The following is a 25,506-nucleotide window of genomic DNA, read 5'->3' as shown; positions in this document are numbered from 1 at the left end:
CGACGCCGTTCCAGCCACATAGCAGGGTCTGAGGCCGAAAAAAGCCTGTTAGCGCAAGCACTTGCCATGTTAGCGCAATCAGCCGGACGGCGGGGAGGGACTGGGCAGCCCTGCTCGGGCCTTGGGCGACGGTAGGACGGAATGCCTTAGATTAGTCGAAGTTCTGGGGCAGTTTTCACTCAAGGGTTGATTCGTTGCCATATTAGTGACAGAGCGGCCCTGAATTAACTGGCCGAGGGCCTTGAAATACCACAAACGAGGGACATCGGGATGTCGAAGATCGCTCTGGTGGACGACGACAGGAATATCCTGACGTCCGTTTCCATGACGCTGGAAGCCGAAGGCTTCGAGGTCGAAACCTACAATGACGGACAGTCGGCCCTGGACGCCTTCAGCAAGCGGATGCCCGAACTGGCGGTGCTCGACATCAAGATGCCCCGGATGGACGGCATGGACCTGCTCCAGCGCCTGCGCCAGAAGTCCTCGATCCCGGTGATCTTCCTGACCTCCAAGGACGACGAGATCGACGAGGTGCTGGGCCTGCGCATGGGGGCCGACGACTACGTCAAGAAGCCCTTCTCCCAGCGCCTGCTGGTGGAGCGCATTCGCGCGCTTCTCCGCCGCCAGGAAGCCCAGTCCGTCGAAATCTCCGAGCCCGAGGCCGAAGCGCGCGCCCTTGTGCGCGGCAACCTTGTCATGGACCCGCTGCGCCACGCGGTGAAGTGGAAGGGTCGGGACGTGTCCCTTACGGTGACCGAGTTCCTGCTGCTGCAGGCGCTTGCGCAGCGGCCGGGGTTCGTGAAGTCCCGCGATCAGCTCATGGACGTGGCCTACGACGATCAGGTCTATGTCGATGACCGCACCATCGACAGCCACATCAAGCGGCTGCGCAAGAAGATGCGAACGGTGGACGATGACTTTTCGGCCATCGAGACGCTTTACGGCATCGGTTACCGCTACAACGAAGAGTGAGCCATGGCCTCCGGGCCCGATGAGGGATCCCAGAAGGTCGACGTGCGCGACCTGAACTCGGTGCGGCGGGCGTTGCACGCCTTTGCGATCCGGGACGCGGCGAACACGGGCGGCCGCCGAGCCGCGCCGGGGGCCGAGGTCATCCTGGGCGATGACTGGGTCAGCCCCGAAGGGCGGCTGGGGCGCACGCGCCTGCGCAGCCTGATCACGCTCCAGCGCTCGCCGCTGGCGCGCAAGATCATCATCTTCAACCTGATCGGCCTGATCCTCCTTGTCGCCGAGATGCTCTGGCTCACGCCGTCGCGCGACAGCTTGGCCGAGCAGCGCGCGCGGGGGCTGGTCAGCGAGACCGGGCTCGTGACCGATGTGGTCGAGGCGCGGCTGGCCCCCGGGGCCACGGACCTCGATGGGCAGCCCGGCCTGGCCGAAGCCTTTACCCGCATCCACCTTCATGACGGGGCCGCGGCCTACCTGTTCGACGCCCGAGGGGATCTGGTGGCGGTAACGGCCGGAAAGGGCGAGATGCCCCCGACCCTGACGTCCGGGGTGCCGGGCAGCGTCCTCACCGACTTCCTCAATGGCATCTGGGAGCGGATCTCGGGCCTGCTCGCCTCCGAGGCCGTCCCGGCCACGGGGGAGGGCGTGCCCGGACTGGCCGCGCCGGGCCAGATCGTGGCCCGTGCCCTGGTTCATGGGCCGTCCCTGGACATGCTGGCGGACGACGAAGGCCGGACCGTGTTCACCGTGGCCGCGCCGGTGCAGGCGGCGGGGCAGACCGTGGGCGTGGTGGTCCTGCGCAGCGCCGCCGGCGAGATCGAGGCCCTGGTCCGCCGCGAGCGCGAACAGGTGCTGCGCATGTTCATCGTTGGGGTGCTCATCTCGATCGGGCTGAGCCTCGTGCTGGCCTCCACCATCGCCAATCCGCTGTCGGATCTGGCCGCCGCCGCCGAGTCCGGGCGCGACCGCAACGCCCGCTCCATGTCGCCCTCGCGCGTGAGGATCCCCGACCTCACCGCCCGCCCCGACGAGATCGGGCGCCTGTCGGCGGCGCTGCGGGGCATGGTGTCCGCGCTCTACGAGCGGATCGAGGCCAACGAGCAGTTCGCGGCCGATGTGGCCCACGAGATCAAGAACCCGCTGGCCTCCCTGCGCTCGGCCGTGGGGAGCTTTCCCTTTGCCAAGCGCGACGACCAGCGGCAGAAGCTTCTGGAGATCATCGAGCACGACGTCCGGCGGCTTGACCGGCTGGTCTCCGACATCTCCAACGCCTCGCGGCTCGACAGCGAACTCGTCAAGGAGGAGGAGAAGCCCTTCGACCTCCTCAAGATGCTCACCTCCCTCGACGAGTACCTGGGCGAGGAGGCCCGCGCCAAGGGCATCGACTTCATCACCGACCTGCCGCCCGCGCCGATCATCATCCGGGGGCTGGAAGGGCGGCTCGCGCAGGTCTTCGTCAACCTGCTGTCCAACGCCATCTCGTTCTGCGAGGACGGCGACGCGATCCGCGTCTGGGCGCGGCGGCGCGACAACCGGGTGCTGGTCGTCGTGGAGGACACGGGGCCGGGCATCCCGGAGGATGCGCTCCAGAAGATCTTCCAGCGTTTCTACAGCGAACGGCCCGCCGGGCAGTTCGGCAACAACTCGGGGCTGGGGCTCGCCATCTCGAAGCAGATCGTCGAGGCGCATGGCGGCGTGATCTGGGCCGAGAACATCCGCCCCACCGAGGCCGACCCGACCTCGGACCCCTTGGGCGCGCGATTCGTCGTCGGGCTGCCGCTCTGAGCGGGCCGCGATGCCCGGCCCGCTGATCCTTCATGCCAGCACCGTCGCCTGGCGCGGGCGGGGCATCCTGATCCGGGGCGCCTCGGGCAGCGGCAAGTCCGCGCTGGCCCTGGACCTCATGGCGCTGGGGGCGCGCCTCGTGGCCGACGACCGGACCGAGTTGCACGCGGGGGACGGTGCGGTGGTGGCTCGCTGCCCCGCTGCGATCCGGGGCTTGATCGAAGCGCGCTGTGTGGGCCTACTGAAGGCCCGGACGGTGGAGGAGGCGTTGGTGGCCCTGGTTGTGGACCTGGATCAGACGGAGGCGCAGCGCCTGCCGCCGTGGCGGGATGTCACGCTTCTGGGGGTTCCCCTCCCGTGTCTTCACAAGCCCGCGACCGGCCATTTCGCGCCGGCCATCCTTCAATATGTGAAAGCGGGCCGGGCCTGTCCGGCGCCCCAGAGGCTCACATGACGCGCTCCCTTGCGCTCCCCCCAGTCCCATGCGGTCCCGCCTCCTCGGACGAGGCGCACCGAATCGTGCTTGTCACCGGGCCTTCGGGCGCGGGTCGCTCCACGGCGATCCGGGCGCTGGAGGATCTGGGCTACGAGGTGATCGACAACCTGCCGCTGTCCTTCCTGCCGCGCCTGGCCAAGGGGCCGCCGCTGGAACGGCCTCTGGCGCTGGGCCTCGATGTGCGCAACCGCGACTTCGCGGCGGGTGCCCTGGTGCGGACGCCCGACCGGCTGGCTGCGATGTTCGGTGGCCCGGCCGAGATCCTGTTCCTCGACTGCGCCGAGGAGGTGCTGCTGCGGCGCTTCTCGGAAACGCGGCGTCCCCATCCCCTGTCGCCCGATGGGGCGCCCGCCACCGGCATCGCGGCCGAGCGGGCGTTGCTGGCGCCGATCCGCGCCCGCGCCGACATCCTGATCGATACCAGCGCCCTGACGCCGCACGAACTGCGTGCCACGGTCGAACGGTGGTTCGCCCCACCGGGCGGGCGGCCCCTGACCGTTTCGGTCGAGAGCTTCTCGTACAAGCGGGGGCTGCCGCCGAGCCTCGATGTCGTGATGGACTGCCGCTTCCTGCGCAACCCGCACTGGGATGCCGGGCTGCGTCCGCTGGACGGGCGGGACATGGCCGTCGCCGCCTATGTGGAGGAGGATCCCCGCTTCGAGCCCTTCTTTACCCGGTTGAAGGATCTTGCCGCCATGCTGCTCCCAGCCTACCGGGACGAGGGGAAGTCGCATCTCGCGATCGGGTTGGGCTGCACTGGGGGGCAACACCGTTCCGTCACTGTGGCGGAAAGGCTGGCCCAGGCCCTTGCAGAGGATGGATGGCGGGTGTCTAAACGGCATCGGGAATTGGAACGGCGGGCCGAAGCCGGTGGCGCGGTCCGAGGGCAATGACGTGGTCGGACGCGAACCTGGTCCTTTTGGGACAACCGGTATGAATGGCATCGGGATCACGACCCTTCGGGGGTGCTGCCGATGATCGGGATCGTGATCGTGGCGCATGGCGGCCTTGCCAAGGAATACCTGGCCGCCGTGGAGCATGTGGTGGGCCGGCAGCCTGGCGTCAGGGCCATCACCATCCAGCCCGAGGATGACCGCGCCCAGAAGCAGACCGAGATCTGCGACGCCGCCGACGCCGTGGACGAAGGCGACGGCGTGGTGGTGGTGACGGACATGTTCGGCGGCTCGCCGTCGAACCTGTCGCTCCGGGCCTGCGGGCCGTCGAACCGGCGCATCCTGTATGGCGCCAATCTTCCCATGCTCATCAAGCTGGCCAAGTCGCGGCGCAAGTCGGTGCCGGACGCCGTCGCGGCCGCCATGGACGCGGGCCGCAAGTACATCGACAGTCAGGTCGTCGGAGAGGACATGGGTCGGGCGGTGGGCACCTGATGGCGCACCGCCGCCTGCGCATCGTCAACATCAAGGGCCTGCACGCCCGCGCCTCGGCCCGGTTGGTCGAGGTGGTCGAAGGGTTTGACGCGCAAGCCACCGTGTCCAAGGACGGAACGTCCACGTCGGGGGACAGCATCATGGGCCTCCTGATGCTCGCAGCCGGCAAGGGCAGCGAAATCGAGGTCGAGACCGAGGGGCCGGAGGCCGACAGGCTGGCCGATGCGATCGCCGCGCTGGTCGCCGATCGGTTCGGCGAGGAGGACTGACCTGCCCCGGCAGCCGTCATGAGCCAGCCGGGCCGCGGGGTCGCCTACGAAAGAGAGGCCGCGCAGGTCTATGATCGCCGCAGCCTGACCTACTCCAACACCTTTCCGGACCCCTGGAAGCGGCATGCGATCCGCGCCGTGGAATGGATCACCGCCAAGCCCGAGATCCTGCGTCGCGTGCGCGTCTTCGAGCGGCGGGGTGCGCCCAAGGGGCAGGCCTTCTGGAGCGCCGCGCTGGAGGTCATGGGCGTCGAGCTTCTCACCCCGCCCGAGCAGGTCGCGCGCATTCCCCGTAGCGGGCCGGTGGTGCTGGTGGCGAACCATCCGCACGGTCTTGTGGACGGAATGGTGCTGGCCGAACTGGTCGGGCGGGTGCGGCCCGACTACCGCATCCTGACCCGCGCGATCCTGACGGGGATCGACCCTTCGGCCTCGGGTTTCATGATCCCCGTGCCCTTCCCGCACGAGCCCAACGCCCAGGCGCGCATGATGGCGATGCGGGCGCAGGCGATGGCGCAACTGGCCTCTGGGGGGCTGCTGGCGCTGTTCCCCTCGGGCGTCGTGGCCTCGGCGCGGACGCCCTTCGGGCCGCCGGTCGAGGCCGAGTGGAACCTGTTCACCGCCAAGCTGATCCGCCTGTCGGGGGCCACGGTGCTGCCGGTCCGCTTTCCGGGTGCGAATTCGCGCGCCTACCAGATCGCCGCCTGCCTGTCGCCCACGCTGCGCCAGGGGCTGCTGTTGCGCGAGATCGTGCATGCCATGGACCGGCCCCAGGCTCCGGTCGTGGGGGAGCCGATCCGCCCGGAAGAGATGGAGCCCCGCTGGAACGACCCGCGCGCCTTCATGGCCTGGCTGCGGGAGCGGACGCTGGCGCTCTGAGCGTCAGCGCGTCGGCACCGGCGTCTCGCCTCGGTAGTCGTAGAAGCCCCGCTTGGTCTTGCGACCGAGCCACCCGGCCTCGACGTACTTGGCCAACAGCGGGCAGGGGCGGTACTTGGTGTCCGCGAAGCCGTCATGGAGCACGTTCATGATGGCAAGGCAGGTGTCGAGCCCGATGAAGTCCGCCAGTTCCAGCGGCCCCATGGGGTGATTCGCCCCAAGCTTCATGGCCGTGTCGATGGAGGTCACGGTGCCCACGCCTTCGAACAGGGCGTAGATCGCCTCGTTGATCATGGGGATCAGGATGCGGTTGACGATGAAGGCCGGAAAGTCCTCGGCCGTGGCGGCGGTCTTGCCCAGGCTTTCCACCAGGGCCAGCGCGGCCCCGAAGGTCGCCTCGTCGGTGGCGATGCCCCGGATCAGCTCCACGAGTTGCATCAGGGGGACGGGGTTCATGAAATGGACGCCCAGGAACTTCTCGGGCCGGTCTGTGCGGCTGGCCAGCCTGGTGATCGAGATCGAGGAGGTGTTGGTGGCCAGCATCGTGTGGGACGCGAGATGGGGGACCAGTGATTCGAAAATCGCGGTCTTGACCTGCTCCCGCTCGGTCGCGGCCTCGATCACGAGGTCGGTCTGACCCAAAAGAGACAGTTCGGGCGTGACGCGGAGGCGGCCCAAGGCCGCGGCCTTGTCCTGGGCGGTGACGCTGCCCTTGGCCACCTGCCGGTCGAGGTTGCGGCCCACGAGCCCCGGCGCGGCGGCCCGCGCATCGGGGTTGGTATCGGTCAGGAGCACCTCATAGCCCTTAAGCGCAAGGACATGGGCGATGCCGACGCCCATCTGGCCCGCGCCCACGACGCCCACCATCCTGATCGTCATCGCGCCCTCCGTCTGATGCCGCCCTGCAGCATGAGGGAGGGGTTCCCGGCGCGCAAGGGTCCCGGATTCGCGACAATCCGAGCTTTAAGACTTTTGCAATCTTTAGCCGCGATTCTGCCACAGAGATGGAATTTTTGTGGTGAGGACCATGAAACACGACACGCTTCTGGAAGCGGGGGTGGGCCATGAGCCATGTCGTTACGGTCGTTCGCGCATGATCTTTCGCGGGCCGCCTCGACCGTTGGACGGACGTCACATCGCCTTTGTCGGCGGCAGCGCGACCCATGGGCGGCTGGTGCCGCGGCCCTTTCCGGCCTTGCTGGAGGAGGAGTTGGGCGAGGTGTGCGTGAACTTCGGCCAGGTGAACGCCTCGGTCGAGGCGTTCCTGGGCGATCCGCTGGTGGGCACCGCCTGCCGGGACGCGGTCCTGACCGTGGTCGAGGTGATGGGTGCGGCGAACCTGTCGAACCGGCTTTATTCCGTGCATCCCCGCCGAAACGACCGGTTCCTGCGCGCCTCGCCCTCGCTTCGGGCCATCTACCCGGATGTGGACTTTGCCGATGTCTGCTTCACGCGGCATCTTCTCCAGCATCTGCACGACGCGATGCCCGAGCGTTTCGACATCGTGCGGGAGGAATTGCAGATGGCTTGGCTTGCGCGGATGCGGACGCTTCTGGACCGGATCGGGCCTCGGGTGCTGCTGGTCTGGACCGCGGCCCGTGCGCCGGGCAGCCTGTCGGACTCCGACGACATCCTTGGCCCCGAGCCGACATTCGTGACCCCGGCGATGATCGATGCGCTGCGGCCCCAGGTGCTGGACGTGGCCATGGCCTTTGCGGGGGACGAGGCGGTCCTGGAAACGGACGCGGCCGCGCACCAAAGGGTGGCGGCCGCGCTTCTGGATCCGGTCCGGGCCTGCCTGGCCCGGGAGAGCGTGCGCCTTACAGCTTCTCGGTGAGTTCCGGCACGGCCGTGAACAGGTCGGCCACGAGGCCGAAGTCGGCGACCTGGAAGATCGGCGCCTCGGCGTCCTTGTTGATGGCGACGATGAACTTGGAGTCCTTCATCCCCGCCAAGTGCTGGATGGCGCCGGAAATGCCCAGCGCGACGTAAAGGTTGGGGGCCACGACCTTGCCGGTCTGGCCGACCTGCCAGTCGTTCGGGGCATAGCCCGCGTCCACCGCCGCGCGCGAGGCACCGACCGCCGCGCCCAGCTTGTCGGCAAGGCCTTCCACGATGGCGAAGCCGTCCTTGGAGCCGATGCCGCGTCCGCCCGACACCACCACGGGGGCCGAGGTGAGCTCGGGGCGACCCGAATGCGCGGTGCGATCCTCGATCCACTGCGACAGGCCGGGGTCCGAGGCGCCCGGCGCCGCCTCGATCGGGGCGGAGTTGCCCAAGGCGGCCGCGTCGAAGCCCGCCGTGCGGATGGTCGCGACCTTGACCGGGTCCGAGGACTTGACGGTCTGGATGGCGTTGCCGGCGTAGATCGGCCGCTCGAAGGTGTCGGCGTCCACCACGCCCGTGACGTCCGAGATCACCATCACGTCGAGAAGCGCGGCCACGCGGGGCAGCACGTTCTTGGCGTCCGTGGTCGCGGGGGCCACGACATGGGAGTAGGAGGCCGCGAGCTGGACGATCAGCGCCGCCGTGGGCTCGGCGAGGCGGTGACCCAGCGCGGGGTCCTCGGCGACCAGCACCTTGGCCACGCCCTGGATCTGGGCCGCCTGCTCGGCCGCGCCGCGCGCGGAGGCCCCGGCGCAGAGCACGTGCACCTCGCCCAGGGCTTGGGCCGCCGTGACCGCCTTGGCCGTGGCATCGAGGCCCAGCTGGCCGTCCGTCACTTCACCGATGAGAAGAGTTGCCATCAGACCAGCCCCGCGCCCTTGATCATGTCCACGAGTTCATCGACCGACTTGGCCATCACGCCCGCCTTGCGCGACGCGGGCTCTGTGGTCTTGACGACCGACAGCCGGGGGGTGACGTCCACGCCGTAGTCGGCGGGGGTCTTTTCCTCCAGCGGCTTCTTCTTGGCCTTCATGATGTTGGGGAGCGAGGCGTAGCGCGGCTCGTTCATGCGCAGGTCCACGGTGACCACAGCGGGCATTCTGACGCGGATCGCCTGAAGGCCGCCATCGACCTCGCGCACCACGGTGGCCTGCTCGCCCTCGACCTTGAGCTCGGAGGCGAAGGTGGCCTGGCCCCAGCCCAGGAGCGCGGCCAGCATCTGGCCCGTGGCGTTCATGTCGTTGTCGATGGCCTGCTTGCCGCAGAGGACGAGGCCGGGGGCCTCCTCCTTGACGACGCCGGCGAGGATCTTGGCCACGGCGAGGGGCTCGATGTCCTGGTGGACGTCCTCGGACGCGATCACAAGGATTGCGCGGTCCGCGCCCATGGCGAGTGCGGTGCGCAGCGTTTCCTGCGCCTGCCTGACGCCGATGGAGACGGCCACGACCTCGGTGGCAGTGCCCTGTTCCTTGAGGCGGATGGCCTCCTCGACGGCGATCTCGTCGAAGGGGTTCATCGACATCTTGACGTTGGCGAGATCGACGCCCGAGCCATCCGCGCGCACGCGGACCTTCACGTTGTAGTCGATCACGCGCTTCACGGGCACGAGGACCTTCATGGGCGCAACTCCCCCTTGGGATGATTTTGGAGCAGGTGTTAGCCCGCCCGGGACGCGAACGACAGGGGGAAACCGACCGTTCGCGTCACGGGGACGCCGCGTTTGAACGTCCTCGTGACGCGCTTTGCCTTGCGGCGCTCAGCCTTGCTGGCCTGCGCCCTTGCCGTCGGGTCCGGCCTTGCCGGACTCGTTCTCCACGTCGTCGCGCTTTTCGTGCAGCGTGCCCGAGTTGGGCGCGGGCGTCTCGGTCTGGGGCTGGCCGGAGGGGGGCGTGTCCTCGGTCAGCTTGCCTCCACCCAGACCGGATGCGGTATCGACTCGGCTCATGGTGTTCTCCTGCTTACTGGCTGGGGGTGTCGGTGCTGCCCTCGAGGGGGCCGCCCTTGTCCACCATGCCCTGTCCCGCCTTGCCGCGGCGGTCGGCGTGGTCCTGGGCCTTGGTGCCGCCCATGCCGGCGCCCTGGATCCAGTCGGTGCTCTTGCCGTTCTGGGCGTCGCCCTTGTCGGCGAACATGCCGCCGGGGTTGCCTCTGGAATCGTCGTCTTCGTTGGTGCCTGCCATGATCGGTGGCTCCTGAAAGGGTCGGGGATGGGCAGCTAGGGCCCCGTCCGCCCCTGCCAACCCTGGATCACGCGATCCGGAGGACGATCTTGCCCAGGACCTCGTTGGATTCGAGCCGACGATGCGCCTCGGCGGCGTCCTCCAGCGCGAACTCGGCGTCCATCACCGGGCGGACGCGGCCCGAGGCGATGAGAGGCCAGGCCTCGCGGCGCAGCTCCTCGGCGATGCGAGCCTTTTGCGCGACGGACTGGGGGCGGAGGGTGGAGCCGGTGATCGTCAGGCGGCGGCGCATGACCTGGTTCAGGTCGATCTCGGCCTTGGGACCCTGGAGGAACGCGATCTGGACGAGGCGGCCGTCATCGGCCAGCGCCAGGAGATTGCGCGGAAGGTAAGGCCCGCCCACCATGTCGAGAATCAGGTCCGCGCCGCCCTCGGCGCGCAGGATCTCCACGAAGTCCTCGGCATGCCGGTCGATGCCGCGTTCGGCCCCCAGCGCCTCGCAGGCGCGGGCGCGGTCGGGGCCGCCGGCGGTCGCCCAGACCCGCGCGCCCAGAGCCTTGGCCAGCTGGATCGCGGTGGTGCCGATGCCGGAGGCGCCGCCGTGGACAAGGAAACGCTCGCCGCCGCCAAGCCCGCCGCGCATGACCACGTTGGACCAGACGGTGAAGAACGTCTCGGGCAGGGCGGCGGCCTCGCGCAGCGACAGGCCAGGGGGAACCGGCAGGCAGTGGGCAGCGGGGGCGATGGCGTGCTCGGCGTAGCCGCCGCCGGGCAGGAGAGCGCAGACCTCTTGGCCCGGCGCAAGCTCGGTCACGCCCGGCCCCAAGGCATCCACCACGCCCGCGCCCTCCAGCCCCGGCAGGTCCGAGGCTCCGGGCGGCGGGGCATAGGCCCCTGCGCGCTGGAGCGCGTCGGGCCGGTTCACCCCGGCATAGTGCAGCCTGATCCGCACCTCGCCATGCCCCGGTTCGGGCATGGGACGCTGGACCGGGGTCAGGACCTCGGGCCCGCCGGGCTGGGATATGGCGACGGCGCGCATCACCGGCGTCACTCCCCGGACCTCCAGCCGCCGGGAAGGTCGGGGCGCGACGGCGCGTGGATCTGGCCCATGATCCAGCTCAGCGGACGGACGAGGGGGCGCAGGACCGGGTTGTCCTTGGCGCCGGCCTTCCACTTCTCGAAGGCCATGACGCCGTCGATCCGCCGGTCGATGAAGGCGCGCGTCCGTTCCAGCCCGGGTGATTCGTCGCCCAGCCGGTACAGCACCACGGAGGCGAGCACAGCCGCCAGCGTGGCGCGCTTGGAGTACCAGTTGCCATCGCGCGAAGCGTCGCCCAGCGCGGTCCAGATGCCGTCCGCCGTTTCCCACAGGAGCCGCGCCCCCAAGGCGGCGTTTTGAGGCAGGGCGAACAGCGCGGTGGAGCGGCGCAGGGCCTCGCGCTCGGGCAGGGCGGACATGCGGGTCTTAATGGCAAAGGCGATCCGGTCGCGCATCCGCATCTGGGTCAGGTCGGCCTCGCGAAGCGCCCGCAGCATCAGGCGATCGCCCTGGCGGTGCCATTCCGCCGCAAGGTCGAGCGCACCGCGCGGCGCGGCGGCACGGGCTTCCTCAAGCGTGACCTCGGTTTCCCTGGCGGCGGTGGCGAAGGCAGTCTCGGACCAGCCGTCGAACGGGACATGCGGCAGGATCGCGCGCAAGAGCGCGGCGCGCGTCGGATCGGTCCCGAAGTCGGTGGCCGGATCGATGTCGGTCATCGTTGATGTCCCCCTTGGCGGCGGCGCTGGACAGGCCGTCCCTCCCTTGCTATAGGCCGGACCTCCTGCATTACCATGCGAAACTCGAACCCGGAAAGGTGGTGACTACCACATGCAGGTCTCTGTTCGCGACAACAACGTCGACCAGGCGCTGCGCGCGCTCAAGAAGAAGTTGCAGCGCGAGGGCGTATTCCGTGAAATGAAGCTCAAGCAGCATTTCGAGAAGCCGTCCGAGAAGAAAGCGCGCGAGAAGGCCGAGGCGATCCGTCGCCAGCGCAAACTCGCCCGCAAGAAGCTGCAGCGCGAAGGGCTCCTCTGAGCTACTTGGGCTGACGCCTGATCAATGGTCAGACCCCCGCGGGCCATCGGCTCCGGGGGTTTTTCCGTTGATCGGACCCGAGGTTGGCGCGAGAACGCGCCATGCATCTATATCTGACGCATCCGCAGGTGCGGATCGACCCGACCGTGCCGGTTCCGCTCTGGGGCTTGTCCGCCCAGGGGCTGGCCCGCACGGAGGCATTGGCGGCCCGGCCGTGGCTGCGGGCCTTCCGCCGCATCGTCGCGAGTGAGGAAACCAAGGCGTGGGATACGGCGGCGGTGCTGGGCGCGGCGCTGGGCCTGATGGTCGAGGTGCGCCCGGGCCTTCACGAGAACGACCGCAGCGCCACCGGATTCCTGCCGCGCGCGGAGTTCGAGGCCGTGGCGGACCTGTTCTTTGCCCACCCCGACAGATCAGCGCTCGGCTGGGAAACCGCGAGGAACGCGCAGGCGCGCATTCTGGATGCGGTGCGGGCCGTGATCGACGAGGCGCCGGACGTGCCGACACTGGTGGTAGGGCACGGCGCCGTGGGAACGCTGCTCAAATGCGCGCTGGGCGGGCGGCCGATCTCGCGCCGCGAGGACCAGCCGGATGGCGGCGGCAACCACCTGGGGTTCACGCTGGAGCCCGCCGCCGTTCTGCATGACTGGCGCCCGATGGAGGACGCGCCGCCCGAGCCTTAGCATTCGATCAGCCCCGCCAGCACCGCGCCTTCGAGCAGCGACGGGGCCACATGATGGGCATGCGCGCCTTTTGTCGCATGAAGGTCCGGCACCTGCACCACGGTGAGCCCTGCCGCTTGGGCCGAGCGCGCGCCGGTCTCGCTGTCCTCGAAGGCGAGGCAGCGGTCGGGGCGGACGCCCAACCTTTCGGCCGCGAGGAGGTAGGGGTCGGGCGCGGGCTTGGGGGCGGCCACGTCGTCGAAGGTCACCAGGGTGCGGAAATGCCGTCCGAAGCCGGCAAGCCCGACCTTCTCCTCGGCCGGGCCACGGCGCGATGAGGTGGCCAGGGCCACCGGCATGCCCTCGGCGCTTAGCCGCTCCAGAAGCTCGACCGCGCCCGCCTTGATGGGGATGCCCTGGGCGAAGCGTTCGGAGCAGAGCCGGTCCCATTCCGCGAGAAAGGCCTCAAGCTCCACGGTGGCGCCGGTCTCGTTCTCGATCATGCGGGCGCGGGTCTGGTCGTCGATCCCCGCCAGGCTTTCGAAGAAGGCCTGCGAGACGGGGAAGCCCAGGTTGGCGCAGGCCTCCATCCCGGCGATGTTGCAGAGCGACTCGGTGTCGATGAGGGTTCCGTCGAGGTCGAAGACGACGGCGTCGTAGCGCGGGGACATTGCACCTCCGGAGGCTTAAGCGCGGGGTGATACCGGCGGGGCCCGGCGGTGTCGAGGGTCAGAGGCTGAGGCGGAAGCGATGGAAGCCGTCCGGCGCCGCGTCGAGCGGGACCACCCGGCGATCCGTCGGCGGGTGACGCGCCAGGGCGCCAGGCCCCGTGTCGAACCAGGCCGCTGTCCCCGGCATCGGAGCGAACCGCCAGCGTGGCCGGGGCGGTGGGGCGAGCGGGGCTCCGCGCAGGTGCACGAAGACGACGTCGCGCATCTGCATCACCGTCTGGAACAGGAGCCGCGCTCCCTGGGGCAGGGCCGATCCGACGCGGTAGCTGTTGGTCGCCAGCACGAAGCGGTCCCCGTCCGCCACGGGGCGCTCCCCGTGGCGCAGGTCGAGGACCCGCGCGGCATGGGGGTGGATCACCTGGCCCTTGGCGTCGTTGCGGGCGGGCCCCGACAGGTCTGTCATCCAGGTCAGGCCGTCGATCGTGTCGAAGTTGTAGGACGGGAAGGTCGGGTCGATCAGCGGCTGGTCGGTCGCGCCGGGAACCAGGGTCCGGAACTGGGACATGCTGCGCTCGAGCCAGTCGCGCAGGCCCGCGCCGGTGATCTCCACGAGGCAGAGGCTGTTGGGATGGACGTAAAGGCTCGCGGCCTGCCGAAGGGCCACGGGGCCGGGTGGGATGTCGATGTAATTGTCGGGGCCCGCGCGACCGCCCGCCTTGTAGGGCGACACCGCGCAAAGGATGGGCAGCACCTCCTCGGGGTGGCCGCGCAGCAGGCGGGCGGCCTCGGACCGCTTGGCATCGGCCACGAGGTCGAGCGTGACGTCGCTGCTGATCTGCGAGAAGTAGCTGTGAAGGGCCACCCGCGTGCGCCCGATGGGCCGTTGGGCAAAGTCGCACAGGGTCCGGTGCGCAGCTTCGGACGCGGCGGCCACCGCGTCGTCCAGGGGCGTCTCGGGCGTGACGCGCCGCAGCCCGGCCTCATGGCCTGCGACCGTCCAGCCCCCCGGCCCCCGGACCAGATCGAGATCGAGCACGCCCACCTGCCGTCCGTAGAAGCCGGGCTGGATCGCGGGCTTTCCGTTCAGGGTGCCCGCCGCCGGGTCCACGGCGGCCGAGGCGGGCCGGGCGGGGTCCGGGAAGTCCAGATGGGTGTGCCCGATGACCAGCGCATCGAGGCCGGGGAGGGCGGCCAGCGGAACGGCGGCGTTTTCCATGAACGGGGCGGGCTTCTCGGGGCCGATGCCGGAATGGCACAGCGCGAGCACGATGTCGGCCCCCGCCGCCCGCAGGCGCGGGATCTCCTCGCGCGCGGCGTCAAGGATGTCGCGGGCTTCCACCGACCGGCCAAGGAGCAGGGCGTTCCAGGTGAGGACCTGCGGCGGCGCGAGGCCGATCAGGCCGACCCGGAGGGCGTGCCGCCGTCCGTCCGTCCCCTGGACCTCGCGCGGGATGACCACCGACGGCAGCGCGAGCGGCGGTCCGTCGCGAAGGAGGATGTTGGTGGCCACGAAGGGAAAGGCCGCGCCCGCCAGTGCAGCCCGCAGGAAGGGCAGGCCATGGTCGAACTCGTGGTTGCCGAGCGTCGCGGCGTCGTAGCCCAGGGCGTTCATCGCGGCGATCATCGGGTGGACCGGCCCGTCATCGGCGGGCCCGCCCTGCCCCGAGAACGCCCGGAGCCGCGCGGCGAGCAGGTCGGACAGCAGCCCGCCCGTCAGGGAGTCGCCGTTGTCGAGAAGAAGGGTCGCGCCGTCCGGCATCTCGGCGCGGAGATCACGGACCAGATGCGCGGCCTGCGCAAGGCCGGTGGCCGGGAGCGGCCGGTCGACGTAGTAATCATGCGGCAGCAGGTGGACATGGAGATCGGTCGTGGCCAGCACGCGCAGGCGCGCTCTCACGGGATGGACATCGTCCATCAAGATCCCCCTACATCAACCCAGCCACCCCAGCTGTCCGCTGAAACAATCTCAGGTTGCGATTGTCGGCAAGATGCCGACTGATGAGCAGGAAAGAAAAATCATAGGTGAGTAAATGGAAACAGCGGAACGGGTGACGTTCGGCGACTCGGGCCTCGATCGGGCGGCGGAACTGCGTGTGGATGAGGCGGGGCTGGCGGCGCTTAGCGCGCGTCCCGGGGCCCGGCTGATCCTCCTGCGCGGGGGCGAGCCGCTGGTCGAAGGGCCCGAGGAGGCGCCGCGCCTGGCCCGTGTGCCGCTGTCGGAGATGGCCGCGCAGGGCCTCGCTTTCGTGTTTCTGGGCCGCGAGGATGGCGAGGGCACCTGGGCCGCCGCCCTCCCGGAGGACAGCGTTCCCCCCGAGGAAGGCCGCCGCTGGGCCGACCTTCGCCATGTCATGGCGGGGCTGAGCCGGCGCGACGCGGAACTGGCGGCCACGGCCAAGGCGGTGCTGGCCTGGCACCGGAGCCACGGCTTCTGCGCGGCCTGCGGCCAGCCGAGCCGCATGGGGCAGGGGGGCTGGCGGCGGGACTGCCCGGCCTGCGGCACGCAGCATTTCCCCCGCACGGACCCGGTCGTCATCATGCTGATCACGCGGGGCAACGACGTCCTCGTGGGACGCTCGCCGGGGTGGCCCGAAGGAATGTATTCCCTGCTCGCGGGGTTCATGGAGCCCGGCGAGACGGTTGAAGGCGCGGTGCGCCGCGAGGTCTGGGAGGAGGCGGGCGTGCGCGTGGGGCGTGTGGGCTACCTTGCCAGCCAGCCCTGGCCCTTTCCCGCCTCCCTGATGCTGGGCTGCCGGGGCGAGGCGCTCACCGGAGACATCACGGTGGACCCCCACGAGCTGGAGGCCGCGCTCTGGGTCCCGCGCGAGAGGATGATGCGGGTGTTCGCCGGGGAGGACCCCGAGATCCGCGCGCCGCGCGATGGCGCCATCGCCGGGTTCCTGCTGCGCGAATGGCTGGCGGATCGGCTCGACTGAGCCGCCCGTACCCAGCCCCCAGCCCCCAGCCCTAATCCTCGTGCCGGGGGCGGGCGGCGGGGAAGACGCCCATGATGTCGAGCCGGTCCGAGAAGTAGTCGAGCTCCTCCAGGGCGCGCTGGAGGGGCGCGTCCTCGGGGTGGCCTTCGACCTCGGCGTAGAACTGCGCGGCCTGGAACCGGCCACCCACGAGGTAGCTTTCGAGCTTGGTCACGTTGAGGCCGTTCGTGGCGAAGCCCCCCAGCGCCTTGTAGAGCGCGGCGGGGATGTTGCGGACGCGAAAGACGAGGCTGGTCATCATGCCCCCCTCGCCACGGCGCGACAGGTCGGCCTGGGGCGACATGACAAGGAAGCGGGTGGTGTTGCCCTCGTGGTCCTCGACGCCCGAGGCCAGGACGTCGAGCCCATAGACCTTCGCGGCGATCTCGGGGGCGAGGGAGCCCTCTGCCGGGTCGCCGAGATGGGCCACCTCGCGGGCGCCGGCGGCGTTGTCGGACCAGGCGAGGGTCTGGAGACCGTGCGCGCGGACGAAGCCCCGGGCCTGGCCCAGCAGGATCGCCATGCCCCGGACGCGCCGCAGATCCGAGATCCGCGCGCCCCGGACGCCCAGGACGCTGATGCGGACCCGCAGGAAGTGCTCGTCCACGATATGCAGGCCGCTTTCGGGCAGCAGCTGGTGGACATCGGCCACGCGCCCGTAGGTCGAGTTCTCAATGGCGATCATGCCCAGGTCGGCCGCGCCCGAGCGGACGGCCTCGATCGCATCCTCGAAGGTGGGGCAGGGGAGGGGGTCGTGGTCGGGGCGCGCCTCGAGGCAGGCCTGGTGGCCGTAGGCGCCGACCTCGCCCTGGAACGCGATGCGCGGCATGGGGGCTTCCTGTTGCGGCAGAGCGTCAGCGCGGTCATGCCGCACCCGCTCACTGTGTCGTGCCGGCGCCTACACCTTGCGGAGAGCGGCGGGAAGCGGATACATGGCGCGCGACAAAGGCTCCTGGGACAAGACGCGACATGTTCGACACGATGACCCTTACCAAGATCGTGGGAGGCTTCTGCGGCACCCTCCTGGTTTTTCTGCTTGGGGGCTGGGCGGCACAGGCGATCTACGGCGGGGGTGAAACCCATGTCGCGGAAGGCGAGGAGCTGCACCAGGCCTATGTGATCCCCGTCGAAAGCGGCGAGGGCGGCGAAGCCGTGGCCGAGGTCACGCCCGAGCAGCTCACCGCCGAGTTCCAGGAAGCCTTCGCGGCTGCCGATCCCGCCGCCGGCGAAGGCGAGTTCCGCCCCTGCTCGGCCTGCCATTCGCTGGCTCAGGGCGAGAACCGCACCGGTCCGACGCTGTACGGCGTGGTGGACCGTCCGGTCGACGCCATCGAAGGGTTCGATTATTCCGGAGCGCTGGAGCAGGTCGCCGAGTCCTGGACGGCCGACGCGCTGAACCTCTTCATTCTGGCCCCCACGGACTACGCGCCTGGGACCAAGATGAACTTCAACGGCATCAAGGACGTGCAGGACCGCGCCAACCTGATCGCCTATCTCGCCACCAACCCCGGCGGCTGAGTCAGGCCCGACGCACAGACGGCATCCCAAGGGCCGCGCCTCCAGCCGAGGCGTGGTCCTTTGCTTTTGTCGGGGGTGCCGGGCCTGTGATCTCGTGGCGCCTTTCGAGCCCGTTCATCACGGCCAGCCCACAGGTTGATCACGCACAATAAACTTGAATCCCCGGCACTGGGCCGCACTATGGCGGGCAGTCGTTCACGCCCGCTTTCCCCTCAGGAGGAGCCTGCATGCCCCAGACCCGGACCCTCGCCCTGACGCGGCCCGCCCCGGCGCCGCGGCTCGTGCTGAGCCTGCTGGCCTTGGCCGGGGCTCTCTGGGCCCATGAGGCGCGCTCGCAGGAGGCCGCCCCCACCGAGGCTGCGGCCACCGCTCCGGGCGAAGGCGGGACGATCGTGTCGCATGGGTACAACTTCTTCGGGGAGCTGAAGTACCCCGAGCCTGATTTCGTGCTGGATTACGTCAACCCCGACGCGCCCAAAGGCGGCGAGATCGCCATCGCGGCCGAGGGGACCTTTGACAGCTTCAACCCGTTCACCATCGCGGGCGGCGCGACGGCTTACGGCGCCTACGGCGTCGAGTCGATCCTGACCTCCACGGCGGACGACCCGACATCGCTTTACTGCCTGATCTGCTCGTCCATGGAATACCCCGAGGACCTGTCCTGGGTGATCTTCACCCTGCGGCCCGAGGCGCGCTTCGCGGATGGCTCGCCGCTGACGGCCGAGGACGTGAAGTTCTCGCACGACCTGTTCATGGAGCAGGGGCTGGAGTCCTATCGCCTTGCGGCGGGAGGGATGGTCTCGAACGTCGAGGTCCTCGATCCCCACCGCATCCGGTTCACCTTTGCGGATGATGCGCCGATGCGTGACCGGATCGGGCTTGCGGGGGGGCTGTCGGTCCTCTCCAAGGCCTGGTTCGAGGAAACGGGCCAGCGGCTCGATGAACCGAGCGACCAACCGTTGCTGGGCTCGGGGCCCTATATGGTCGAGAACTTCGACTTCAGCCGCCGCATCCTCATCGGACGCAACCCCGATTACTGGGGGAAGAACCTGCCGATCAATGTCGGTCGCAACAATTTCGACCGCATCCGGGTCGAGTACTTCGCCGACTCGAACGTCGCCTTCGAGGCGTTCAAGGCCGGGGAATACACCTTCCGCGTGGAGAACTCCTCGCTCCTCTGGGCGACGGGGTACAATTTTCCGGCTCTGGAGCAGGGCTGGGTGTTCAAGGGCGAGCTTCCCAACGGCGGCCTGCCGGTCGCGCAATCCTTCGTCTTCAACCTGCGCCGCGAGACGTTCCAGGACCCCCGGGTCCGCGAGGCGCTAGGCCTGATGTTCAACTTCGAATGGTCGAACGAGACGCTGTTCTACGACCTGTACACCCGGACTGTCGGGTTTTGGAACGAATCCGAGCTGATGGCGCAGGGAGCCCCCTCGGAAGGGGAGGTCGCGCTGTTGCAGCCGCTGGTGGACGAGGGGCTGCTCGATGCATCGATCCTGACCGAGGAAGCGGTCGTGCCCCCGGTCTCCAGCCCCGAGCGGCAGGCCGACCGCGGCAATATCCGGCAGGCGTCTCAGCTTCTCGACGAAGCCGGCTGGATCGTGGGCGATGATGGGGTGCGCCGCAAAGACGGGCAGACCCTAGACGTGGTGATCCTCGAGGACTCGCCCACCTTCGATCGCGTCATCAACCCTTATGTGGAGAACCTGCAGAGGATCGGCGTGAATGCCCGGCTCGACCGCGTGGATCCGGCGCAGATGACGCAGCGGCGCGACGAGAGCGACTTCGACATGACGGCCTGGGGCTTCCAGATGAGCCTGGAGCCGTCCACGGGCCTGGAGCAGTGGTTCGGGTCCGAAAGCGCGGCCGAGAGCAACCGCAACCTCATGGGTCTGCAGGACCCGGCAGTGGATCGGCTGATCGCGATAGCCGTCGCAGCCGACACGCGCGAGACGATGGTGACGGCGGTCAATGCGCTCGACCGCGTGCTGCGGGCCAAGCGGTTCTGGGTGCCGCAGTGGTACAAGGCCTCCTACACCGTCGCCTATTACGACATGTTCGAGCATCCCGAGACGCTCCCGCCCTATGATCTGGGCTATCTCGACTTCTGGTGGTACAACGCCGACAAGGCCGAGGCGCTGCGCACCGCCGGCGCGTTCCAGTAAGGTAAGGCCAGGAATCCTTGGGCGCCTACATCCTCCGCCGTCTCCTGCTCGTGATCCCGACGCTGCTCGGGATCATGATCATCAACTTCGTCCTCGTGCAGTTCGTCCCCGGCGGCCCGATCGAGCAGATCATCGCCGAGATCGAGGGGCGGGGCGACGTGTTCGAGAACATCTCGGGCGGGGGCAGCGAGATCGAGGAGGCAGGCGGAGGCGAGGACAGCGGCTATGTCGGCGCGCGGGGTCTGCCGCCCGAGTTCATCGCCCAGCTTGAACAGCAGTTCGGTTTCGACAAGCCGCCGCTGGAGCGGTTCCTGTCGATGATGTGGGACTATATCCGCTTCGACTTTGGCGAGTCCTGGTTCCGGTCGGAGACGGTGGTGAACCTGGTGCTGGAAAAGATGCCCGTGTCCATCACGCTCGGGCTGTGGTCCACGCTGATCGCTTATTTGGTCTCGATTCCGCTGGGCATCCGCAAGGCGGTCCGTGACGGGTCCAGCTTCGACACCTGGACGAGCGGAGCCATCATCGTGGGCTATGCCATTCCGGGCTTCCTGTTCGCGATCCTGCTGATCGTGCTGTTCGCGGGGGGGTCGTACTGGCGGATCTTCCCGCTCCGGGGCCTCACCTCGGACAACTGGGAGGAGTTGTCGCTGATCGGCAAGGTGTTGGACTACTTCTGGCACATCGCGCTGCCGGTGCTGGCCTCGACCATCTCGGCCTTTGCGACGCTGACGCTGCTGACCAAGAACAGCTTCCTCGACGAGATCAAGAAGCAGTACGTCATGACGGCGCGCGCCAAGGGACTGACGGAAAGCCGCGTGCTCTACGGCCACGTCTTTCGCAACGCCATGCTGATCGTGATCGCGGGCTTTCCGGCGCTGTTCATCGGCGTGTTCTTCGGGGGCTCCCTCATCATCGAGACGCTGTTTTCGCTGGACGGGCTCGGGCGGCTGGGGTTCGAGGCGGCGGTGGCGCGGGACTACCCCATCGTCTTCGGCACGCTGTTCGCCTTTTCGCTCCTGGGCCTCATCATCGGGATCATCTCGGACATCACCTACGTCCTCGTGGATCCGCGGATCGACTTCGAAAGCCGGGGCTGAGACATGACCGACGCCGCCCGACCCACCATCCAGCCGCCGCTGATCCCCGAACCTATGCCGGGGCAGGCGCCCGCGCCCGTGGAGCCGTTGTCCGAGCCGCTGCGCACAGCACCCCTCGCGCCTGCGCGCCGGCCCTGGCTGTCGCCCCTGAACCAGCGCCGCTGGCGCAACTTCCGGCGCAACGGGCGGGCCTTCTGGTCGCTCGTGGTCTTCTCGGTCCTGTTCCTGATCTCGCTCTTCGCCGAGTTCGTGGCCAACGACCGGCCCATCCTGGTGAGCTACCGGGGCGAGCTGCGGATGCCGATCTTTTCCTTCTACAGCGAGCAGGCCTATGGCGGCGACTTCCCGTCCGAGGCCGCCTACACCGACCCCGAGGTCCGCTGCCTGATCGAGACGGGTGGACTCGTGGACTGCTTCGACGACCCGGACGGGTTCATCGAGCAGGCGCGGGCGGGCACGATCCAGGACCCCGAGTTCCAGAAAGGCTGGATGATCTGGCCGCTCATTCCCTATAGCTACGACACCATCGTGGACGTGCGGGGCGTCGCGCCCTCTCCGCCCGACCAATACAACTGGCTCGGGACCGACGATACCAAGCGCGACGTGCTGGCGCGGGTCATCTACGGCTTCCGCCTGTCCGTGGCCTTTGCGCTGATGGTGACGGTTGCGGCCTCGCTTATCGGGATCGTGGCGGGGGCGCTCCAGGGGTTCTTCGGGGGTTGGACGGACCTGATCTTCCAGCGGGTCATCGAGATCTGGTCCGGGACGCCGTCGTTGTACGTGATCATCATCGTCTTCGCGATCCTGGGGCGAAGCTTTTGGCTGCTCGTGGGACTCACCATCCTGTTCGGCTGGCCCGCTCTGGTCGGCGTCGTGCGGGCCGAGTTCCTGCGGGCGCGCAACTTCGAATACGTGCGCGCGGCGCGGGCCTTGGGCGTGTCGAACGGCACGATCATGTTCCGGCACCTGCTGCCCAACGCCATGGTCGCGACGGTGACGATGCTGCCCTTCCTCGTGACCGGGGCCATCGGGACGCTCGCGGGCCTCGACTTCCTGGGCTACGGGCTGCCGTCCTCGGCGCCGTCGCTGGGCGAGTTGTCGCTGCAGGCCAAGCAGAACCTGCAGGCGCCGTGGCTCGGCTTCACGGCCTTCTTCACGTTTGCGATCATGCTGGCGCTCCTGGTCTTCATCTTCGAAGGCGTGCGCGACGCCTTCGACCCCAGAAAGACGTTCCGATGAATGCGCCGACGCGCGGACCCGTGGGCGAGCCCGTCCTTCAGGTCGCCGACCTCCATGTGCGCTTTGCCCAGGACGGCGGACTCGTCCATGCCGTCAAGGGCGTGAGCTTTGCCGTCAACCGGGGCGAAACTGTCGCCCTGGTGGGAGAGTCGGGGTCGGGCAAGTCCGTCACCGCGCTGTCCACGGTGCAGCTTCTGGGGGACAACGCCCGGGTCGAGGGGTCGGTCCGCTACGAGGGCCGCGAGATGGTCGGCGCGCCCGAGCGCGAGTTGCGGCGGGTGCGGGGCAACGACATCAGCTTCATCTTCCAAGAGCCGATGACCTCCCTCAACCCGCTCCACACCATCGAGCGGCAGCTGCGCGAGTCCATCGAGCTTCACCAAGGGCTGCGGGGCGACGCCGTGCGGGCGCGGATCGTGGACCTGCTGACCCGCGTGGGCATCCGCAACCCCGAGGACCGGTTGGGCGCCTATCCGCACCAGTTGTCGGGCGGGCAGCGGCAGCGCGTCATGATCGCCATGGCGCTGGCCAACGGGCCCGAGCTGCTGATCGCGGACGAGCCCACGACCGCTCTCGATGTGACGATCCAGGCCCAGATCCTTGATCTGCTCGCCGATCTGAAGCGCGACGAGAAGCTGTCGATGCTGTTCATCACCCATGACCTGAGCATCGTCCGCAAGATCGCCGACCGGGTCTGCGTCATGCAGGGCGGGCTGATCGTGGAGCAGGGACCGGCGGCGCAACTGTTCGCCAATCCCCAGCATCCCTACACCCGTAAGCTGCTGGCGGCCGAACAGACGGGGTTGCCGGCCCCTGTCGTCGCCAACGCCGAGACGGTGGCCGAGACCCGCAACCTTCGGGTCTGGTTTCCGATCCAGCGCGGGCTGCTCCGCCGGACCGTGGGCCACGTCAAGGCGGTGAACGACGCGAGCCTGAGCGTCCGGGCCGGCGAGACGCTGGGCATCGTGGGCGAGTCGGGGTCGGGCAAGACCACGCTGGCGCTGGCCGTGATGCGGCTCCTGCCGGCCACGGATGGGCGCATCGTGTTCCTGGGGCGCAACATCGAGGGGCTAGGCCAGCGCGACATGCGTCCCCTCCGCCGCGAGATGCAGATCGTCTTCCAAGACCCCTTCGGATCGCTGAGCCCCCGGATGACGGTGGGCGAGATCATCGCCGAGGGGCTTGGCGTCCATGGGATGGAACCGGGCCGGAACCGGCGCGAGATGGTCACCGAGGTCATGCGCGAGGTCGGCCTCGACCCCGCCACCATGGATCGCTACCCGCACGAATTCTCGGGCGGGCAGCGCCAGCGCATCGCCATCGCGCGGGCCCTGATCCTGAAGCCGCGCCTGATGGTCCTGGACGAGCCGACCTCCGCTCTCGACATGACGGTGCAGGTCCAGATCGTTCAGCTCCTGCGGGGGCTGCAGCAGAAGCACGGGCTCGCGTTCCTGTTCATCAGCCATGACCTCAAGGTGATCCGCGCCATGGCGCACCGCGTGATGGTCATGAAGGACGGCGACGTGGTGGAGGCGGGGCCGGCGGTCGAGGTCTTTGGCAGCCCCCGGACCGACTATACCCGCACGCTGATGGCAGCGGCTTTTCCGGTCGTGCAAGCCGCGGAATAGGGAAGGGGGCCCGCAGGCCCCCTTTGATCCGTTGGACGCTTGGCAAGCCCGGACGGTCCGGGCGCCTTCTCACTCCTCGGTGCCGACCATGAAGCAGGTGGTGCCCCGCGCCTGCAGCCGGCGGCAGGCGAGGTCGGCCTCGTCGCGGGTCAGGCCGATGACGTTGGCGTCGAAGCCGCCCGAGCGCTGGATCACCCGGCGGAGACCACCGTCAAGCGTGGTGGACTCGGCCAGGGCCACGCGGATCAGCGCCCGCTCGGCCGAATCGCGCGACGGAAAGCTGCCCAGGTTGATGCCCCAGAGCGACCCGCCAGAGGTGGACAGCCGGGTCACGACCTCGGGCTCGGGCTCCAGCAGCGGAGCGGCTTCGGGCCTGATGGCGGCGGCGGTCATGATGATCTCGGCCGGCAGGTCCGAGACGGGCTGGGGCATGGCCAGGGCCTCGGCCAGAGCACCCTCGATCTCCTCCTCCTTCACCGCCGAAGCAAAGGCCACCACCGTGGAGCCTGGACGTGGCTGGGGACGCAGCGAAGTCTCGATCGGGCCGCTCACGCGGGCGCCTTCGACAGGGGCGGGCATCGTCGGTGCGGCGTTGGTGTTGGCCGCGACCGCGGTCACGTCGCTGGCGGTGATGACAGGCGGATCGACCATCACGACCTGGGCGCCGGCCGGGGCATGGGCGAAGCCGAGGTCGAGAAGGCGGCTCACGCGGGCGTTGCGGTCGGCGGTGGAGGTGCCGCCGAAGACGGTCGCGATGATGCGCACGTCGCCGCGCTGGGCCGATGCGGTGAGGTTGTAGCCGGCCGCGTTGGTGAACCCGGTCTTGATGCCGTCCGCGCCCTCATAGGCGTCGAGGAACCGGCGGTTGGTGTTGTTCACCTGGGCCATGCCCGCATCGGCGCTGCGGCGGGAGAACAGGTTGTAATACTGGGGGAAGTCATAGACGAGGTGGCGGCCCAGGATGCTCATGTCCCGGGCGGTCGAATAATGGCCGTCCTGGGTCAGCCCGTTCGCGTTCATGAAGTGGGTCTGGTTCATGCCCATGGCCTGCGCCATAGCGTTCATGCGGGCGGCGAAGCCCTCGCGCGAGCCGCCCAGGGCATAGCCGATGGCCATGGCGGCGTCGTTGGCGGACTTCACGGCGGCGGCGCGGAGCAGGTAGCGCATCCGGATCGTCTGCCCTTCGCGCAGACCCAGGCGCGAGGGCGGCTCGTCGGCGGCGTCGGCGGGGATGCGTACCTCGGTGTCGAGGGTGATCTCGCCCTGCTGGATCGCCTGGAAGGCGAGGTAGAGCGTCATCATCTTGGTGAGAGAGGCCGGGTGCAGCGGGGTTTCCGCATTCTCTTCGTAGAAGATCTGGCCTGTTCGCGCGTCCATCACGAACGCCGCGAACGGCGCGGCCTTGGCCGCGGCGGCGCCCAGAACATGCGCAAGTATGATGAACGCCAGCCAGGCTGACCGCCCGAAACGACTGCCCATGGTCTCTGCCCCTTTTTCAGCCCCTGGGGGACGGATGCATGCCCGTCCACCTCTTATGTTCGTGAACAATAGCATGCGGCGGCGTGCGGAAAAAGCGTCTTGCGCAAGGGGCCGGAATGGCTCACGCAATATTTTGCACAAG

27 protein-coding genes are annotated in these 25,506 nt (G+C 68.9%); 16 read left to right on the top strand and 11 right to left on the bottom strand.

The annotated features are described in order from the left end of the window. The first annotated feature begins 270 nt into the window (after nt 1-270). The 7 genes from FHG66_RS11590 (at nt 271) to FHG66_RS11560 (ending at nt 5,786) form a co-directional block, all read left to right on the top strand. The gene (locus tag FHG66_RS11590; RefSeq protein WP_139076912.1) at nt 271-972 is read left to right on the top strand and encodes a response regulator transcription factor; all 702 of its coding nucleotides are present in this window, start codon (nt 271-273) and stop codon (nt 970-972) included. A gap of 3 nt (nt 973-975) precedes the next feature. Next, nucleotides 976-2,754 carry a sensor histidine kinase gene (locus FHG66_RS11585; protein WP_139076911.1) on the top strand — a complete coding sequence of 593 codons (1,779 nt, stop codon included), beginning with the start codon at nt 976-978 and terminating at the stop codon, nt 2,752-2,754. Nucleotides 2,755-2,764: 10 nt separating this feature from the next. Beyond that, a complete protein-coding gene (locus tag FHG66_RS11580) occupies nt 2,765-3,208 on the top strand; it encodes an HPr kinase/phosphorylase (RefSeq protein WP_139076910.1) in 444 nt (147 codons plus the stop codon). Further along, nucleotides 3,205-4,143: an RNase adapter RapZ gene (gene rapZ / locus FHG66_RS11575; RefSeq protein ID WP_139076909.1), complete on the top strand. Its 939-nt coding sequence runs from the start codon at nt 3,205-3,207 to the stop codon at nt 4,141-4,143. The genes FHG66_RS11580 and rapZ overlap by 4 nt, the downstream gene beginning before the upstream one ends. A gap of 81 nt (nt 4,144-4,224) precedes the next feature. Beyond that, the gene (locus FHG66_RS11570) at nt 4,225-4,638 is read left to right on the top strand and encodes a PTS sugar transporter subunit IIA (RefSeq protein WP_139076908.1); all 414 of its coding nucleotides are present in this window, start codon (nt 4,225-4,227) and stop codon (nt 4,636-4,638) included. Continuing rightward, nucleotides 4,638-4,907: an HPr family phosphocarrier protein gene (locus tag FHG66_RS11565; RefSeq protein WP_139076907.1), complete on the top strand. Its 270-nt coding sequence runs from the start codon at nt 4,638-4,640 to the stop codon at nt 4,905-4,907. The genes FHG66_RS11570 and FHG66_RS11565 overlap by 1 nt, the downstream gene beginning before the upstream one ends. Before the next feature lie 18 nt (nt 4,908-4,925). Next, complete coding sequence (locus FHG66_RS11560; protein ID WP_139076906.1) at nt 4,926-5,786, top strand: lysophospholipid acyltransferase family protein; 861 nt, start codon at nt 4,926-4,928, stop codon at nt 5,784-5,786. 3 nt (nt 5,787-5,789) lie between these two features. Here FHG66_RS11560 and FHG66_RS11555 read toward each other — a convergent pair whose 3' ends face one another. Next, nucleotides 5,790-6,665 carry a 3-hydroxybutyryl-CoA dehydrogenase gene (locus tag FHG66_RS11555; RefSeq protein WP_139076905.1) on the bottom strand — a complete coding sequence of 292 codons (876 nt, stop codon included), beginning with the start codon at nt 6,663-6,665 and terminating at the stop codon, nt 5,790-5,792. A 148-nt stretch (nt 6,666-6,813) separates the two neighbouring features. On the opposite strand from FHG66_RS11555, the gene FHG66_RS11550 reads away from it, so the two are divergent. Next, the gene (locus FHG66_RS11550) at nt 6,814-7,623 is read left to right on the top strand and encodes a DUF6473 family protein (RefSeq protein ID WP_139076904.1); all 810 of its coding nucleotides are present in this window, start codon (nt 6,814-6,816) and stop codon (nt 7,621-7,623) included. Here FHG66_RS11550 and FHG66_RS11545 read toward each other — a convergent pair. From FHG66_RS11545 to FHG66_RS11520, 6 genes are all read right to left on the bottom strand, one after another. Then, entirely contained in the window at nt 7,607-8,533 is a 927-nt protein-coding gene (locus FHG66_RS11545; protein ID WP_139076903.1) for an electron transfer flavoprotein subunit alpha/FixB family protein, read from the bottom strand. The two genes, FHG66_RS11550 and FHG66_RS11545, sit on opposite strands and share 17 nt — an antisense overlap. After that, nucleotides 8,533-9,291 carry an electron transfer flavoprotein subunit beta/FixA family protein gene (locus FHG66_RS11540; RefSeq protein ID WP_139076902.1) on the bottom strand — a complete coding sequence of 253 codons (759 nt, stop codon included), beginning with the start codon at nt 9,289-9,291 and terminating at the stop codon, nt 8,533-8,535. Before FHG66_RS11540 ends, FHG66_RS11545 begins: the two co-directional genes overlap by 1 nt. Nucleotides 9,292-9,429: 138 nt before the next feature. After that, nucleotides 9,430-9,618, bottom strand: coding sequence for a hypothetical protein (locus FHG66_RS11535; protein ID WP_139076901.1), 189 nt, complete (start codon nt 9,616-9,618; stop codon nt 9,430-9,432). A 13-nt stretch (nt 9,619-9,631) separates the two neighbouring features. After that, complete coding sequence (locus FHG66_RS11530) at nt 9,632-9,853, bottom strand: hypothetical protein (RefSeq protein WP_139076900.1); 222 nt, start codon at nt 9,851-9,853, stop codon at nt 9,632-9,634. A 67-nt stretch (nt 9,854-9,920) separates the two neighbouring features. After that, nucleotides 9,921-10,892 (bottom strand): NAD(P)H-quinone oxidoreductase, encoded by a 972-nt coding sequence (locus FHG66_RS11525; protein ID WP_176556222.1) that lies wholly within the window; start codon nt 10,890-10,892, stop codon nt 9,921-9,923. Between the two features lie 8 nt (nt 10,893-10,900). Continuing rightward, complete coding sequence (locus FHG66_RS11520; RefSeq protein ID WP_139076898.1) at nt 10,901-11,608, bottom strand: COQ9 family protein; 708 nt, start codon at nt 11,606-11,608, stop codon at nt 10,901-10,903. 112 nt (nt 11,609-11,720) lie between these two features. Here FHG66_RS11520 and rpsU point away from each other — a divergent pair, with 112 nt between their 5' ends. Beyond that, nucleotides 11,721-11,927, top strand: coding sequence for a 30S ribosomal protein S21 (gene rpsU / locus FHG66_RS11515; protein ID WP_037282216.1), 207 nt, complete (start codon nt 11,721-11,723; stop codon nt 11,925-11,927). A 101-nt stretch (nt 11,928-12,028) separates the two neighbouring features. Further along, nucleotides 12,029-12,610: a histidine phosphatase family protein gene (locus tag FHG66_RS11510; RefSeq protein WP_139076897.1), complete on the top strand. Its 582-nt coding sequence runs from the start codon at nt 12,029-12,031 to the stop codon at nt 12,608-12,610. Here the strand turns inward: FHG66_RS11510 and FHG66_RS11505 are convergent. Further along, on the bottom strand, nt 12,607-13,260 hold the full coding sequence (locus FHG66_RS11505) for an HAD family hydrolase (protein WP_139076896.1): 654 nt from the start codon (nt 13,258-13,260) through the stop codon (nt 12,607-12,609). The two genes, FHG66_RS11510 and FHG66_RS11505, sit on opposite strands and share 4 nt — an antisense overlap. Nucleotides 13,261-13,318: 58 nt before the next feature. Further along, on the bottom strand, nt 13,319-15,175 hold the full coding sequence (locus tag FHG66_RS11500; protein ID WP_139076895.1) for a 5'-nucleotidase C-terminal domain-containing protein: 1,857 nt from the start codon (nt 15,173-15,175) through the stop codon (nt 13,319-13,321). A 115-nt stretch (nt 15,176-15,290) separates the two neighbouring features. Between FHG66_RS11500 and nudC the strand changes: the two genes are divergently transcribed. Further along, the gene (nudC, locus tag FHG66_RS11495) at nt 15,291-16,196 is read left to right on the top strand and encodes an NAD(+) diphosphatase (RefSeq protein ID WP_139076894.1); all 906 of its coding nucleotides are present in this window, start codon (nt 15,291-15,293) and stop codon (nt 16,194-16,196) included. 31 nt (nt 16,197-16,227) lie between these two features. Here nudC and FHG66_RS11490 read toward each other — a convergent pair whose 3' ends face one another. Beyond that, the gene (locus FHG66_RS11490) at nt 16,228-17,064 is read right to left on the bottom strand and encodes a prephenate dehydratase (protein WP_139076893.1); all 837 of its coding nucleotides are present in this window, start codon (nt 17,062-17,064) and stop codon (nt 16,228-16,230) included. A gap of 140 nt (nt 17,065-17,204) precedes the next feature. On the opposite strand from FHG66_RS11490, the gene FHG66_RS11485 reads away from it, so the two are divergent. The 5 genes from FHG66_RS11485 (at nt 17,205) to FHG66_RS11465 (ending at nt 23,885) form a co-directional block, all read left to right on the top strand. Then, nucleotides 17,205-17,753: a c-type cytochrome gene (locus tag FHG66_RS11485; protein WP_139076892.1), complete on the top strand. Its 549-nt coding sequence runs from the start codon at nt 17,205-17,207 to the stop codon at nt 17,751-17,753. Nucleotides 17,754-17,980: 227 nt separating this feature from the next. Beyond that, on the top strand, nt 17,981-19,918 hold the full coding sequence (locus FHG66_RS11480) for an extracellular solute-binding protein (RefSeq protein WP_139076891.1): 1,938 nt from the start codon (nt 17,981-17,983) through the stop codon (nt 19,916-19,918). Nucleotides 19,919-19,935: 17 nt separating this feature from the next. Next, nucleotides 19,936-21,018: a microcin C ABC transporter permease YejB gene (locus FHG66_RS11475; RefSeq protein WP_139076890.1), complete on the top strand. Its 1,083-nt coding sequence runs from the start codon at nt 19,936-19,938 to the stop codon at nt 21,016-21,018. A 3-nt stretch (nt 21,019-21,021) separates the two neighbouring features. Then, nucleotides 21,022-22,257, top strand: a complete 1,236-nt coding sequence (locus FHG66_RS11470) for an ABC transporter permease (RefSeq protein ID WP_246082566.1) — start codon at nt 21,022-21,024, stop codon at nt 22,255-22,257. Then, complete coding sequence (locus tag FHG66_RS11465) at nt 22,254-23,885, top strand: ABC transporter ATP-binding protein (protein WP_139076889.1); 1,632 nt, start codon at nt 22,254-22,256, stop codon at nt 23,883-23,885. Before FHG66_RS11470 ends, FHG66_RS11465 begins: the two co-directional genes overlap by 4 nt. A 69-nt stretch (nt 23,886-23,954) precedes the next feature. On the opposite strand, the gene FHG66_RS11460 is transcribed toward FHG66_RS11465, so the two are convergent. Beyond that, nucleotides 23,955-25,364: a serine hydrolase gene (locus tag FHG66_RS11460; protein WP_139076888.1), complete on the bottom strand. Its 1,410-nt coding sequence runs from the start codon at nt 25,362-25,364 to the stop codon at nt 23,955-23,957. Nucleotides 25,365-25,506 lie beyond the last annotated feature (142 nt).

It is taken from the genome of Rubellimicrobium rubrum (genome assembly GCF_006152115.1).
GTDB classification, from domain to species: Bacteria; Pseudomonadota; Alphaproteobacteria; order Rhodobacterales; family Rhodobacteraceae; genus Rubellimicrobium; species Rubellimicrobium rubrum.
The sequence above is the reverse complement of the archived record's forward strand: the minus strand, read 5'-3'. Positions and strand labels throughout refer to the sequence as shown.